This window comes from Micromonospora sp. NPDC005163, assembly GCF_053599835.1.
The window spans coordinates 61,249-75,806 of the sequence record NZ_JBSFYP010000033.1 but is presented as its reverse complement, the minus strand read 5'-3'; the positions used below and the strand labels follow the sequence as shown (position 1 = coordinate 75,806).

11 protein-coding genes and 1 pseudogene are annotated in these 14,558 nt (G+C 73.1%); 5 read left to right on the top strand and 7 right to left on the bottom strand.

Annotation, left to right across the window (positions count from 1 at the left end; translation table 11 throughout):
* The 3 genes and pseudogenes from ACWD6N_RS22450 to ACWD6N_RS22440 all read left to right on the top strand — a co-directional run.
* The coding region (locus ACWD6N_RS22450; protein WP_450005153.1) for a LiaF domain-containing protein at positions 1-1,040 on the top strand (1,040 nt) is incomplete at its 5' end.
* Positions 1,037-1,285, top strand: a pseudogene (locus ACWD6N_RS22445) (hypothetical protein); the annotation flags it as partial. The gene ACWD6N_RS22450 and the pseudogene ACWD6N_RS22445, both read left to right, overlap by 4 nt.
* A 520-nt stretch (positions 1,286-1,805) precedes the next feature.
* Complete coding sequence (locus ACWD6N_RS22440) at positions 1,806-3,059, top strand: phosphatidylserine decarboxylase (protein WP_387327775.1); 1,254 nt, start codon at positions 1,806-1,808, stop codon at positions 3,057-3,059.
* A gap of 64 nt (positions 3,060-3,123) precedes the next feature.
* Here ACWD6N_RS22440 and ACWD6N_RS22435 read toward each other — a convergent pair whose 3' ends face one another.
* From ACWD6N_RS22435 to ACWD6N_RS22425, 3 genes are all read right to left on the bottom strand, one after another.
* Entirely contained in the window at positions 3,124-4,062 is a 939-nt protein-coding gene (locus tag ACWD6N_RS22435; RefSeq protein ID WP_354964881.1) for a CDP-alcohol phosphatidyltransferase family protein, read from the bottom strand.
* 344 nt (positions 4,063-4,406) lie between these two features.
* Positions 4,407-5,312, bottom strand: coding sequence for an NUDIX hydrolase (locus tag ACWD6N_RS22430; protein WP_354964882.1), 906 nt, complete (start codon positions 5,310-5,312; stop codon positions 4,407-4,409).
* A gap of 157 nt (positions 5,313-5,469) precedes the next feature.
* Positions 5,470-6,420, bottom strand: a complete 951-nt coding sequence (locus tag ACWD6N_RS22425) for an NUDIX hydrolase (RefSeq protein WP_354964710.1) — start codon at positions 6,418-6,420, stop codon at positions 5,470-5,472.
* Between the two features lie 143 nt (positions 6,421-6,563).
* Here ACWD6N_RS22425 and ACWD6N_RS22420 point away from each other — a divergent pair, with 143 nt between their 5' ends.
* Positions 6,564-6,905 carry a PspC domain-containing protein gene (locus ACWD6N_RS22420; protein WP_354964711.1) on the top strand — a complete coding sequence of 114 codons (342 nt, stop codon included), beginning with the start codon at positions 6,564-6,566 and terminating at the stop codon, positions 6,903-6,905.
* A 7-nt stretch (positions 6,906-6,912) separates the two neighbouring features.
* On the opposite strand, the gene guaA is transcribed toward ACWD6N_RS22420, so the two are convergent.
* Both guaA and ACWD6N_RS22410 read right to left on the bottom strand, forming a co-directional pair.
* Complete coding sequence (gene guaA / locus ACWD6N_RS22415; RefSeq protein ID WP_354964712.1) at positions 6,913-8,469, bottom strand: glutamine-hydrolyzing GMP synthase; 1,557 nt, start codon at positions 8,467-8,469, stop codon at positions 6,913-6,915.
* 71 nt (positions 8,470-8,540) lie between these two features.
* On the bottom strand, positions 8,541-10,241 hold the full coding sequence (locus tag ACWD6N_RS22410) for an FAD-dependent oxidoreductase (protein ID WP_387327780.1): 1,701 nt from the start codon (positions 10,239-10,241) through the stop codon (positions 8,541-8,543).
* 146 nt (positions 10,242-10,387) lie between these two features.
* Between ACWD6N_RS22410 and ACWD6N_RS22405 the strand changes: the two genes are divergently transcribed.
* Positions 10,388-11,506 (top strand): LCP family protein, encoded by a 1,119-nt coding sequence (locus ACWD6N_RS22405; RefSeq protein ID WP_354964714.1) that lies wholly within the window; start codon positions 10,388-10,390, stop codon positions 11,504-11,506.
* A gap of 46 nt (positions 11,507-11,552) precedes the next feature.
* Here ACWD6N_RS22405 and ACWD6N_RS22400 read toward each other — a convergent pair whose 3' ends face one another.
* Positions 11,553-13,010 (bottom strand): M1 family metallopeptidase, encoded by a 1,458-nt coding sequence (locus tag ACWD6N_RS22400; protein WP_354964715.1) that lies wholly within the window; start codon positions 13,008-13,010, stop codon positions 11,553-11,555.
* A gap of 104 nt (positions 13,011-13,114) precedes the next feature.
* Entirely contained in the window at positions 13,115-14,536 is a 1,422-nt protein-coding gene (locus tag ACWD6N_RS22395) for a M1 family metallopeptidase (protein ID WP_354964716.1), read from the bottom strand.
* Positions 14,537-14,558 lie beyond the last annotated feature (22 nt).

The following is a 14,558-nucleotide window of genomic DNA, read 5'->3' as shown; positions in this document are numbered from 1 at the left end:
CCGGCCCGCTGGCGACCGCACCGCTGGCCAGCGGCGATCCGGCGTACGCCGGCGCGGCTCCGGGCGGGACGCCGACCCCGCACGCCCCGGTGTACGACGCGCCGGCCGCTTCCGCCCCGCAGCCGGTCACCAGCGCGCAGCCGGTGTCCGGAGTGGGTCCGGTGTCCGGGGGCCCGGCCGCCACGACGGCGCCGCAGGCCGCCTGGCCGGCACCACCGTCCACCACGCAGGGCTGGCCGAGCACCGGCACGCCCAGCGGGGGTTGGCCGTCGGCGCCGGTGACCGGTGCGCCCGCTGCCGGCTACCCGGTCACGCCACCGGCACCGGCCGGATACCGCCCTCCGTTCGCGCCGCACGGGCCGTACGCCGCGCCGGCCGCGTACCCCCCGCGCAAGCCACCGAAGCCGCCGAAGCCGCCGAAGCGACCCCGGGAGCGGTCGCCACTCGGCGCGGTGACGTTCTCGCTGATCTTTCTGGCACTCGGCGTCGTCGCCCTGCTCGACCTGCTGGACGTCTTCGACGTCGGCGCCTCGGCGTACTTCGCCGCCGCGTTGGCCACGATCGCGCTGGGGCTGCTGGTCGGCACCTGGTTCGGCCGGGCCCGCTGGCTGATCGCGCTCGGCCTGGTGACCGCCGCCGCATTGGGAACTGCCACGGTGGCCGAGTCGTACGACCGGATCCGCGGCGTCGACGGCGCGGTCACCTGGGCGCCCACCGACTACCGCGACCTCGCCGACCGGTACGAGAACAGCTTCGGTGACGCCGTGCTCGACCTGCGCGGGATCGACTTCGCGAAGCGGGACAGCCAGGTGACCGTGGCGATCAACTTCGGCCAGGCGACCGTGGTCGTGCCCCCGAACGTGGACGTCACCACGGTGGCGGACGTCAACGCGGGCGACGCCACCATCTTCGGCAACCGGTCCGGCGGGCTGGACGGGCGCCTGCGCGAGTCCACCGACCTGGGCGCGGACGGACCCGGGGGCGGGACACTGCGCCTGTACATCCACGTCAATGCCGGCAACCTGGAGGTGACCCGGTGAAGGCTCACCGTACGGACCTGGTGTCGTTCGCCTTCGGGTTGGTGTTCCTGGGGCTGTCCGCCTGGTGGCTGCTCGCCCAACTGCTCGGGCTCGCACTGCCGCCGGTCGGCTGGTTCCTGGCCGGCGCACTGATCCTGATCGGAGTCTTCGGGCTGGTCGGCGCGCTGCGCTCCGGCCGGCCGGCCCAACCGGGACCGACCGCTCAGGACGCCGTCCCCGCCGAGTCCGCCGTGCCGGTCTCCGGTGCGTCCGCGCCGATCTCCGGCGCGGGCCTGCCGTCCTGGGACGCCGAACGCTCCACCTGGGACGCTCCCACACCGGGACCGGTGGCGGAGACGACCACCGAGATGCGGGCACCGGAGACGCCGACGGCCGAGATGCGGGCACCGGAGACGCCGACCGCCGAGGTGATCCACCCAGCCTGGCTGGCCCACCCGCCGTCGGAGCCGGAGACCACCTCGGTCTCCGATCAGCGCGCCGACGGGGGCGACGAGCCGACCACCGGCCTCCTCGCCGGCCCGGCCGGGGCGGAGGCCGACGAGCCGACCCGGGTCGACCACCCGGCGGACGAGCGGGACGACCAGCGGCGCGAGCCCTGACCCGGCGCCTGCCCGCGCCGGCCTTCTCCACCGCTCCGGCGGTGCGGCCGGCGCGGGCAGGCGCATATGCTGAGCGGTGGAGATCTCGCCTCCGCCGGCCGGCCCGTCCCGCCATGGCGGGCCCCGCCGCGATTCCCGTCTCTACCCCGTCAGGAGCCCGTCCGACATGACCCAGTCCCCCGCCGTGCGTACCACCGGTCGGTCCGGTCCGGTCCGCATCGGCGAGCGAGCCGCCCGTACGCTCGTCACCGAGCTGGCCCGGATCAACGATCCCAAGGTCGCCCTCCTGGTCGGCGCGAGCCCGGAGTCCGCGGTGCTGGCCGCGGCGATCGAGGCGCTGCTCCCCGGTGACCGGCTCACCGTGGTACCCGCCGAGTCGTCCGGCGTCACGGTGCTGCGCGAGCACGTCACCGCCCAGGGCCGGTGGGTCGCCGACCGGGTTCGCGTGATCGACTCGCTGGCCGAGGCGGAGGTCGCCGGGGTGGTCATCGCCGGCGAGGCGTTCACCGGCACCGCCGAGGACACCCGCGGCACCATCGAGACCCTGGTCAAGCACCTGGCCGACGGCGCGGTGCTGAACGTCGCCACCGCCGCCACGCCCGGTCGGACCACCGGCGCCGCCGCCGAGTTGGCCCGGCAGGACGCCCTCTACGGCGTCGGCGCGGACCTGGTGCTGCGCAACTCGCCGCCGGTCCGGATCTACCGGCTGCGGTTCACCGCGGCCAGCCCGGCCGCGGCCGACCGGTTGGCCCCGGCGCACCGGCCGTCGAGCGTTCCGCTGACCCGTGGCATGCACATCGACTCCAACGGGGTGGCCGCGGCCGGCATCACGCTGGGCCTGGCCGTGCTGGCCCGGGTGGCACGTCCGTCGTCCAAGCTCTGGCTGTTGCCGGCGCTGGCCGCCGGGCCGGTCGCCGCGTTCTTCCGCGACCCGCAGCGCGACGTGCCGGAGGACCCGGCGGCCGTGGTCGCCAGCGCGGACGGGCAGGTCCTGTCGGTGCAGCGACTGCACGACGAACGTTTCGGCGATGGTGAGTGGCTGCGGATCGCGGTCTTCCTGTCCGTGCTGGACGTGCACGTCAACCGGGCGCCGGTCGCCGGCAAGGTGGTGGACTACTTCGTCGCCGACGGCGGCTTCGTCAACGCGATGAAGCCGGACGCCGAGCACAACGTGGCCGCGTACACCGTGCTGGACACCAGCCGCGGCACGGTGGTGGTCGCCCAGCGGACCGGGCTGATCGCCCGCCGGATCGTGCAGCGCGCGCCGATCGGCGCGCTGCTCGCGAAGGGCGAGCGCTTCGGGCTGATCAGGTTCGGCTCCCGGACCGACGTGTACCTGCCGGCCGAGGCCGCCGAGCCGCTGGTCGGACCGGGCGACAAGGTGGTCGGGGGTTCCACGGTCATCGCCCGCTGGCGCTGACCCCGTCCAACGAGAAACGGGGCGCCCGCCGGTCGGCGGGCGCCCCGTTTCCTTTGCGCGCGAATCAGGCGGTACGACGCTGCCGCAGCCAGAGCACCGGCCCGCTGACCAGGTAACCCACCACGATCAGGGCGAACGTGAGCCGGATGTCGACCAGCGCGCCGATCACCGGGGCCAGCCAGAGCCACGGCGGCAGCTTGACCAGCCGGGCGAGCTTGGCGTACGGGAAGCTGGAGACCATCGCGAAGGCGAGCAGCGCCACCCCGGCGACCAGCACGAGGCCGGGGACGGGCAGACCGATCGCGACGGTCACGGCGAGCACCGCGGCCGCCATGGTGGTGGGCACCCCGCAGAAGAAGCGGCCGTCCTTCGGCGAGACGTTGAAACGGGCCAGTCGGATCGCGGCACACGCTGCGACCAGGGCGCAGGCCACCGCCGCCGCGGCCGTCGACACCGAGCCGGCGAGCGAGGCGTAGACCACGACCGGCGCGGCGAGACCGAACGAGCACATGTCGGCCAGTGAGTCCATCTGTGCGCCGAACGGGCTGGCCACACCGAGCCGGCGGGCCAGTGCGCCGTCCAGACCGTCGAAGGCGACACAGGCGATCAGGCAGAGCGCGGCGAGGCGCACCTCACCCTGCATGGCCTGGAAGATGGCGAGCATGCCGAGCATCAGGCTGGCCAGCGTGCACGCGTTGACCAGGCCGAACTTCATCCGGCGGGCGACTGTGCGCTCGCCGGGGAGCAGTGGGATCGACCGGGCCGAAGCCTCGTCGGCGTGCGCCATCGGCGGCAGCGCCGGGCTGACCGGCATGACGGCCTCGATCTCCGACCGCCTGACGTCGAGCGATGAGCGGCCGAGGCGGTCCAGGCCGTAGCGGCGGCGCTGCCGGTCGGCGTACCGGTGCTCGGGCAGCGCCAGGTCGGTGGTCCGCAGGTCGCCGTCGCGGCGGCCCACACGGACCAGCAGCACCTGACGGGCGAACGTGCTGCTGCGGCGCAACCGGCCCGCCCAGCGACGCCCGGCGGGGCGCGGACTGTCAGTCGTACGACGCCGGCGCCATAGGGCTCTCGGCACGTTTCCTCCATCACCGGATCGGCTGCCGCCGTGGGGCGGGTGTCCGGCTGTCTCGTGCCGGACCTTGCGTGGCCCGGCAGCCGTTTTGCGGAGTACACCATCGCATAGGGGAACGGGACTTGGCGATAGCTGCCGGCGGTACTTATATCTGGCTTAAACCGCGCGAACCGCACTCTTGTTCCCATGCCGGGCCTCATCGCCCGTTTCCTCCATCATTCCCGCCATCGACTGTACCGGAGGGTCACCATCTCGGCTCACCGAGCGTGGGGCTATCGACCCGACTGTCCGATTGCCGAGGCAGCGATCCCGGTCAACGGCAGGTCGGCGGCCTCGGCCGGGGTGAACCAGCCGGCTCGGGCCGTCGAACCGCCGGCAGACTCGGTGACCACCGCATCGGTAGGTACGTCCACCAGCACCCGATAGATCACTCGGACGCCATGCCAGTCCAACGGCCGACCCTCCGGGCCGAGCGCGGCAGGGTTGTGCAGATTGTCCACGCCGAGCAGCTCCACCACCCGGCCCAGCTGACCGCCCTCCTCGACCAGCTCACGGAGCAGCCCGGTGGTTGGTTGCTCGCCGTGATCGGTGCCGCCACCCGGCAGGTGCCACCTGCCCGCTCCCGGGTAGCCGTGCGCGATCTGGGTGAGCAGGATCCGCCCGGCCGGATCGGTGACCAGCCCGTACGCCCCGAAGCGCAGCCGACGGTCGGGGTGCGCCGGCGGGAACGGCTCGGCGGGCCGGTGGACACCGGTCGGGAGCGGGGTGACCGGCAGGCCGAGCAGCTCGGCGCTGAACGGTGCCAGCGGGAGGCGGGCCGCCTCGGCGGTGGTGACCCAGCGAGCCCGGTCGGTCGGGCCGTCCCCGGCGTCACGCAGCGTGCCACCACGCGTGCTCAGCTCGAACGCCAACCGGTCGGTGTGCAGGGCGATGCCGTCCTCCGGGTAGGTGGTCACGTCGGCGACGGCCGCCCGCAGCCGGTCCACCGTCACGGTCAGCCCGGTCTGCCCGGCGACCTCGCGCTCCACCGCGTGCTCCGGATGCTCGGCATGCGCCACCGCACCCCCGGGCACCCGCCAAACCTCCGGCCCTTCGTCCCCACCCCGCTCCCGCACCACCAACACGCGCCCCGAGTCCCACAGAACCCCGTAGACCCCCACACCCCGCCGCAGCTCCATCCCGCTCCCCGCCATCCCCGCCATCCCCCGCCATCCCCCGTCGATCATGAAGTTATCGCCATCCATCTCGGCGTGTCCTGACAATAACTTCATGATCAACGCAGGGATGGGCGGGTCCGGGGGGCCGGGGAGGGGGGTGGGAGAGGGAGGGAGCGGGTTAGGTGAGTTGGGCGGCTTGGACTGCTTCGGCGGTCACCTCGGTGAGGTGGTGGGTGGGGAGGGCGCCCAGCTCCTCGCGGGCGAACCAGCGGGCCTCGCAGGTGGAGCCGCCCACGTCGGCCACCGTCAACGGGTTGGGCTGGTCGACCACCACCCGGTAGAACGCACGCACCCCGTGCCAGTCGATCGGGTAGCCCTCCGGGCCGAGCGAGGCCGCGTCGCGGTGACTGGCCACGCCGAGCAGCTCGACCAGTCGGCCGGTCTGGCCGGTCTCCTCGACCAGCTCCCGGATCAGCGCCGCGCCCGGCTGCTCGCCGTAGTCGGTGCCGCCGCCGGGCAGGTGCCAGCAGCCGGCGCCCGGGTAGCCGTCGGAGACGCGGGTGAGCAGCACCCGACCGGCCGGATCGGTGCACACCGCGTACGCGGCGAAGCGCTGCGCCCGGTGCAGCCCGTCCGGGCCGGGCACCGCGTAGAAGGAGGGGAACTCCGGCGCCTCGTCGGGCACCACGTCGGCCGAGGAGGCGGGCAGACCGAGGGCACGCGCGGTGAACGAGCGCAGCGGAAGCTGCCGGGCCTCGTCGAGGGTGTACCAGCGGGCCAGATCGGTGGGGCGCTCGCCGACCCGGTCTGCGAGGGTGCCGCCGCGCACCGCCACCCGGTAGATCAGCCGGTCGGTGTGGATCGTGATGCCGCGCTCCGGCAGGGCCCGCATGTCGGCGAGCACGTCGGCCAGGCCCGAGACGGCGACCGAGAGGCCGGTCTCGGCGGCGGTCTCCCGGACCACCGTGTGGTTCGGGTCCTCGCCGTGGTCGACCGCCCCACCGGGCAGCGACCACGTGCCGGGTGTGCCGGAGCGCTCCGATGCACGGACCAGCAACACTTGGCCGTCTGGGTCAGCACAAACTGCGTATGCCGCGATCCTGCGGAGCGGCTCCAGCAAGGTGGTCACGGAAGCAAATTCTCCCCGGGCCGGGTTACCGGAACGGAAAAGAGTCGGATTCCTGACTGTCTGACCCCGATCAGGGATCGGTCAGGGTAAGGATCCGGGCGGTCACCGAGGTCGGGCCGGGCACCGGCGCGGAGTGTGGAGGCATGACATCCACCACCGCTCCCCACGCCCCGTACAAGCAGCTCCGGCGACCCACCACCGACCGCATGGTGGCCGGTGTCGCCAGCGGCCTCGGTCGCTACTTCGCCGTCGACCCCACCGTGGTCCGGGTGATCTTCGCGGTCAGCGGCCTGCTCACCGGCGGGTTGGCGCTGTTCGCGTACCCGATCATGTGGTTCCTGATGCCCGAGGAGCCCACCGGAGCGCCGGCCTGGCCGCACCCGACGGGCGTCGCGCCGCAGGGCCCGCCGCCCACCGCCGGGCCCGCGCCCGGCGTGCCGGACCCGGGGTACGCCCCGACGCCGTCCTATCCACCGACCGCGTGAGGCGCGCTCACTCCCACTCGATGGTGCCCGGCGGCTTGCTGGTCACGTCCAGCACCACGCGGTTCACCTCGGCCACCTCGTTGGTGATCCGGGTGGAGATGCGGGCCACCACCTCGTAGGGCAGTCGTGACCAGTCTGCGGTCATCGCGTCCTCGCTGGAGACCGGGCGCAGCACCACGGGATGCCCGTAGCTGCGCCCGTCGCCCTGCACGCCGACGCTGCGCACATCGGCGAGCAGCACCACCGGGAACTGCCAGACGCCGCGGTCCAGGCCGGCCGCGGTCAGCTCCTCCCGGGCGATCAGGTCGGCCCGGCGCAGCAGGTCGAGACGCTCCCGGTCGACCGCGCCGATGATCCGGATGGCCAGGCCGGGGCCCGGGAACGGGTGCCGCCAGACCATCGCCTCGGGCAGGCCCAGCTCCAGGCCGAGCGCGCGGACCTCGTCCTTGAACAGCGTGCGCAGCGGCTCGACCAGCGCGAACTTCAGGTCCTCCGGAAGGCCGCCGACGTTGTGGTGGCTCTTGATGTTGGCGGTGCCCGTGCCGCCGCCGGACTCGACCACGTCCGGGTAGAGGGTGCCCTGGACCAGGAACTCGACATCGCCGTGCGAGGCGATCTCGCGGGCGGCGGCCTCGAAGACCCGGATGAACTCCCGACCGATGATCTTGCGCTTCTGCTCCGGATCGGTCACCCCGGCCAGCGCGCCCAGGAACCGGTCCGCCGCGTCGACCACCTTCAGCTTGATGCCGGTGGCCGCCACGTAGTCCTTCTCGACCTGCTCCGCCTCACCGGCACGCAGCAGGCCATGGTCGACGAAGACACAGGTGAGCTGGTCACCGACCGCCCTGTGCACCAGCGCGGCGGCGACCGCCGAGTCCACCCCGCCGGACAGGCCGCAGATGACCTCCTTGTCGCCGACCTGGGCGCGGATCCGGGCCACCTGCTCGTCGATGATGTTCTCGGCCGTCCACGTCGGCTCGATGCCGGCGATGTCGTACAGGAAGCGGGTCAGCATCTCCTGGCCGTGCGCGGTGTGCCCGACCTCCGGATGGAACTGCACGCCCGCCCGGCGACCGGCCAGGTCCTCGAACGCCGCCACCGGCGCGCCCTCCGACTCGGCGGTCACCGTGAAGCCCTCGGGCGCCTCGGTGACGCAGTCGCCGTGACTCATCCAGACCGGCAGGTCGGCCGGCAGGTCGCGGAGCAGCACGCCGGGCTCGAGGAGACGGGGGCGCAGCGGCGTGCCGCCGTACTCACGGCTGCCCGTCCTCGCGACCGTCCCACCGAGTGCCTGGGCCATCGCCTGGAAGCCGTAGCAGATGCCGAAGACCGGCACGTCGGCGGTGAACACGCCGGCGTCGATCTGCGGGGCGTCCGGCGCATAGACGCTGGACGGGCCGCCGGAGAGGATGATCGCGGCCGGGTTCTTCGCCAGCATCTCGGCGACCGGCATCGAGTGCGGCACGATCTCCGAGTAGACGTTCGCCTCGCGGACCCGGCGGGCGATGAGCTGGGCGTACTGGGCTCCGAAGTCCACCACGAGGACGGGGCGAGGCAGGCTCATGTGCACAAAGCCTACCGACAGTCACCGCCGCCCCCGGCACCGGCTCGCCCCCAGCGCGCCGCCGGGGTGGGTCAGGGGGGGCGCAGGGCGGCGGGAGCGTCCGCCGGGACGGCGGGGTTGTGCGGTGCGACCGGGTCCACCCGGCGGTACGGGCTGCCGAGCGGGGGTCGCGGGTCGGGGTGGTCCCTGTTGGGCCAGAGGGACATGGCCCGCTCAGCCTGCGCGGTGATCGTCAGCGATGGGTTGACGCCGAGGTTGGCCGAGACCGCCGCGCCGTCCACCACGTGCAGCCCCGGGTGCCCGTACACCCGATGGTAGGGGTCGATCACCCCGTCCGCCGGGGTGGCCCCGATCGCCGCCCCGCCCAGGATGTGCGCGGTCACCGGGATGTCGAACGGCTCGGTGAGCGAGCCGCCGGGCGTACCGCCGATCTCCTCGGCGAGCAGCCGGGCCGCGGTGTTGCCGGCCGGGATCCAGGTCGGGTTGGGCGCGCCGTGGCCCGGGCCGGTGACCAGCCGGCGGCCGAGCGCGCCACGCCGCCACCGGGTGGTCAGGGAGTTGTCCACCGACTGCATCACCAGGGCGATCACCGTGCGCTCCGACCAGCCACGCACCGAGAGCATGCCGGCGGCCAGCCCGGGCTGCCGCACGATGCTGCCCAGCCAGCGCCGGACCCGGTGCGGACCCCCGTCGACCAGCAGCGACTGGAGCAACCCCATCGCGTTGGAACCGCGTCCGTAGCGGACCGGCTCGACGTGCGTCTGCGGGTCGGGGTGGAACGAGCTGGTGATCGCCACCCCCTCGGTGAAGTCCAGCCGCTCGGACCGGGCACGCTGGCGCGGCACCGAGGCCCCCAGGATCGCCTCCGAGTTGGTCCGGGTCAGCTCGCCCAGGCGCGGCGAGAGCCCCGGCAACGCCCCATCGGCCTTCATCTCGTGCAGCAGCCGTTGGGTGCCGAGCGCCCCGGCCGCGAAGACCACCTCGTCGGCCTGGATCACCTGGCGACGGCGACGCAGCCAGGCCCCGGTGCGGAGGGTGTGCACCTCGTACCCGCCGCCGGCGGCCGGCCGGACGGCGGTCACCGTGGTCAGCGGGTGCACCGTGGCGCCCAGCCGCTCGGCGAGCCAGAGATAGTTCTTGACCAGGGTGTTCTTCGCCCCGTGCCGGCAACCCGTCATGCACGAGCCGCAGTGCAGGCAGCCGGTGCGCTCCGGGCCGGCGCCGCCGAAGTACGGGTCGGCGGCCCGCTGGCCGGGGCGGCCGATGTGCACGCCGACCGGGGTGGCGTGGAAGGTGTGCCCCACCCCCATCCGCTCGGCCACCGCCCGCATGGCCCGGTCCGCTCCGGTGTCCACCGGGTACGTGGTGACGCCGAGCATCCGCTTCGCCTGGTCGTAGTGGCGGGCCAGCTCGTCGCGCCAGTCGGTGATGTCCCGCCACTGCGGATCGCTGTAGAAGGCTGGCAGCGGCTCGTAGAGGGTGTTCGCGTAGACCAGCGAACCGCCGCCCACGCCGGCTCCGGAGAGCACCAGCACACCGCCGCCGGATCGCCGGTCGGCCGGACGGAGCAGGGTGATCCGCTGGATGCCGTAGCAGCCCAGCTTCGGCGCCCACAGGAACCGGCGGGCCCGCCACGACGTCTGCGGGAACTCGTCGTCGGCGAACCGTCGGCCCGCTTCCAGCACGCCGACCGAGTAGCCCTTCTCAGCCAGCCGGAGCGCGGTGACGCTGCCGCCGAAGCCGGACCCGATGACGATCACGTCGTACCGCATGAACGCATCATTACCGGTGAGTAGCGCTCGCGCCAGCGGCAGTTTCGCGCGATCATGCTCCGGCCGACCGACCCGGTGCCTTCCGGCCGCAACCCGGAGCACCCGTCGGAGCGTTGTTCCGGATACGGGTGGAAGGGAATTCGAAGATGGTTCTCGGATCGATGGCACCACGCCGGCGGTGGCTGCTGCTGGGGCTGGCGGCCCTCGCCATCGTCGCGCTGGTCGCGGCCGGGGCGGTGGTGGTCACCCGGCTGACCGGCGACGACACGCCGGACCGTTCGGCACCGGCCGGCTCGCCGAGCGCGCTGCCGGCCGGCACGCCCAGCCCCAGCCCGACCGGGCCGCCGCCGGGCGCCAACATCACCGGACCACTGAACCTGCTGCTGGTCGGGGTGGACACCCGGGTCAGCGTGCCCGGCTGGGAGCCGCACGCCGACTCCGTGCTGGTGCTGCACGTGCCCAAGGGACTGGGCCGGGCGTACCTCTTCTCGCTCCCCCGCGACCTGCTGGTGGACATCCCGGCGTTCCCGAAGGCCGACTACGCCGGCGGCAAGACCAAGCTCACCCACGCGATGAGCTTCGGCAGCCGGGTGCCGGGCAAGCCCAAACAGCCGAGCACCGCCCAGGGGTACGAGCTGCTGCGCAGCACGGTCAGCGGGTACACCGGCCTGCGCATCGACGCTGGCGCGGTGCTCACCTTCACCGGGTTCGACCGGCTGGTGACCGCCCTGGGTGGGGTGGACATCTACGTCGACCAGCGGGTCGCCTCACTGCACCGTCGGCCCGACGGCAAGTACCGGGAGAGCGCCCCGGGCGGGTACACCGGACCGCAGATGGTCTACGAGAAGGGCGACCGGCACCTCAACGGCTGGCAGGCGCTGGACTACGCGCGGCAGCGCTACATCACCGGCGGCGACTACGCCCGGCAGCGCCACCAGCAGCAGCTGATCCGGGCGCTGACCCGCAAGATCCTGGACGAGGGCCTGGCCCGGCAGCCGGAGCGGGTCGACCAGGTGGTCGCCGCACTGGGCGACACCCTGGTCTACGTGGGCGGTCGCCGCATCGTGGACCTGGCGTACGCGCTGGGCGGGGTGCCGGAGGACCGGTTCGTGCTGGTCGGCCTGCCCGGCTCTGGCGTCGGCAAGGGCAGCGCCTACCGCGGCGAACAGCTCACCAGCGTCGGCCGGAAGTTCATCTCCGAGCTGCGCGCCGGCCGCGCCGACGCCTATCTGTCCGCCCACCCCACGCTGCGCGTCAAGACCTGACCCGGGGTCCCCGCGATCTGACCGGATCGCGGGGACCGTGGCGGGATCAGAGGGGCTTGGGGGTGGGAGGCTTCTTCGTGCCGTAGAGCCAGGCGTCGAAGACCTTGTCGAGTTGCTTGCCGGAGATGCGCTCGGCGTGCGCCACGAATTCGGCGGTGGTGGCGGTGCCGTTGCGCTTCTCCGCCGCCCAGGTCTTGACGATCTCGAAGAACGCCTTGTCGCCGACGGCGACCCGCAGCGCGTGCAGGGTCATCCCGCCGCGCTGGTAGACCGACTCGCTGAACAGCCCCTTCACCCCGGGCTTGCCGGGCGGCGTCGTCCACACCTGCGCCGGCACCTGGGCGTACCGGCTGTCGAACGCCTGCTCGGCGGTGTACTCCCTGGTGTGCTCGGCCCAGAGCCACTCCGCGTACGTGGCGAAGCCCTCGTTGAGCCAGATGTCCTCCCACTTGGCCAGCGCCACGCTGTCGCCGAACCACTGGTGGGCCAGTTCGTGCGCGACCACCTCGGTGTTCTCGCCCTGCCGGAAGAAGGCGGCGGAGTAGACCGGGCGGCTCTGGGTCTCCAGCGCGTAGCCGATCCGGCTGTCGGAGACCACCACACCGCCGTACGCGTCGAACGGGTAGGGCCCGAACACGCTCTCCAGGTAGTCGGCCACCTTGACGGTCTTCGCGATCGAGGCGTCCGCCGCACCCTTGGCCACCTTCGTGGTGACCGCGCTGTACACCGGCCTTCCCTTGTGCTCGGAGGTGGTGATCCGGAACTTGCCGATCACCAGCGTGCTCAGGTAGCTGGCCATCGGCGACTTCTCCGACCACTTCCAGGTGGTCCAGCCGTCCTTGCTGGTCTTGCCACCCGGTACGCCGTTGCTGACAGCGGTCACACCGTCCGGGACGGTGATCTCGAAGTCGTACGCCGCCTTGTCCGAGGGGTGGTCGTTGACCGGGAACCAGGTGCTCGCCGACTCGGGTTGGCCCAGCGCGATGGCACCGTCCGAGGTGTGCAGGAACCCGCCGTCGCCGAGCACCTCGTTCTTCAACGGCTTCGGCTGCCCCTCGTACCCGATCTCGGCGACGAATCCGTTGCCGTTGATCAGGCCGGCGGCCGGCTTGATCACCAGTTCGTTCTTCTGCCGGGTGTGGGTGGCCGGGGCGCCGTCCACGGTGACCGTCCTGACGGTCAGGCCGGCCAGGTCGAGGTTGAACGCCGACAGGTCGGCGGTCGCGGTGGCCTGCACCGTGACCTTGCCGGTCAGCTGGTCCTTCGCCGGGTCGTAACGCACCTTGACGGTGTACCGGCCGACGTCGTAGCCGCCGTTGCCGTAGGTGGGGAAGTAGGCGTCACCGACCCCGGCCGCGCCGGGGGCGAACGTCCGCGACGGCGTCGGGGAGGCACCTATGGGCGGCGCCGCCTCCGGGGTCGAAGAGTCGCATCCGGACAGTACGAGCGCCGCGGTCACCAGCAGACCGGCAGACACCCGCAGCCTGTGCCTCGTCACCCACATCACGAGCCCTCCCCCGTACGGCGGCGGCCTGCGCCGCCCCACGCGAACGGCGTCCGCCCGCCGGCCGCAGGGCGGCAGCCTATCGACCGACCATCACGGCCCCGTCACGGCAGGGTGGGTGCCGCACCGCCCACCAACCACGCGTCGAAGAGTGGGCGCAGCTGCCGGTTCGCCACCCGCTCGGCCAGCGCGACGAAGTCGGAGGTGGTGGCGTTGCCCCCGGCCCGCTCGGCGGTCCAGGTACGCAGGATGCGGAAGAAGGTGTCGTCTCCGACGGTCCGGCGCAGCGCATGCACGGCGAGCGCTCCGCGTTTGTAGACGGCGGTCCCGAACATCCGTTCCCGGCCCGGCTCGACCGACGGCTGCGACCAGTCGGTCGCCGCGTACTGGAGCTCGAAGTTGCGCTGCGCGGTGCGACCGCCGTCGTGCTCCTCCCACAGCCACTCGGCGTAGCTGGCGAAGCCCTCGTTGAGCCAGATGTCGCCCCACCTGCTGAGCGAGACGCTGTCGCCGAACCACTGGTGGGCCAGCTCGTGCGCGACCACACCCGGGTTGGGCCGGTCGTCGTCGAAGAAGGCGGGCCCGTAGACCGGGCGGGACTGGGTCTCCAGCGCGTAGCCGATCCGGTCGTCGGCGACGACGATCCCGCCGTACGAGTCGAACGGGTACGGGCCGAAGCGGCTGGCCAGGAAGTCGACGATCTCGCCGGTACGGGCCAACGAGTCGGCCGCGCCACCGGTCGCCGGAATGCTCGCCGCCACCGCGGTGACCATCGGCCGGCCGGCGTGACTGCCGCTCACCACCCGGTAGTCGCCGATCACCAGCGTGGTCAGGTAGCTGGCCATCGGTGTGCGCTCCGACCAACGCCAGGTGGTCCAGCCGTCGGCGCTGCTCTTCGGCCCGGGCACCCCGTTGCTCAGCACCGACAGGCCGTCCGGGACGGTCACCGCGAGGTCGTAGCTGGCCTTGTCGGACGGGTGGTCGTTGACCGGAAACCAGGTGGCGGCGGAGTCCGGCTGGCCCAGGGCGACCGCTCCGTCGGCGGTGTGCAGGAAACCGCCGCTGCCCAGCTCCCCGTCGGCGATGGCGGTGGGCACGCCCGCGTACTCCACCGCGACCGTGAACGCCCGGCCGCGCGGCAGCCCGGCGGGCGGTGTCACCACCAGCTCGCCGTCGTCGCGGCGGTGCTCGGCGGGGGCGTCGTCGACGGTGATCGCGCTGACCTCGAGCCCGGCCAGGTCCAGGTTGAACCGGGACAGGTCCTGGGTGGCCGTCGCCGTGATGGCGGCCCGGCCGGTCAGCCGGTCGGTCGCCGGGTCGTAGCGGACGTCCAGGCCGTAGTGCGTGACGTCGTAGCCGCCGTTGCCACGGCCCGGGACGTACGGGTCTCCGGCGTCGGCGGCACCGGGCCGGAACCCGTCGTCGTCGTGGGTGCAGCCGGCCGTGGCCACCGCGATCGCACAGGTCAGCGCGGTGACGGCGGCGGCGAGCCGGCGGCGGGCCGATGTCCGTCCGGTCACGACCATGCACACTCCTCCTGCGGCCTCC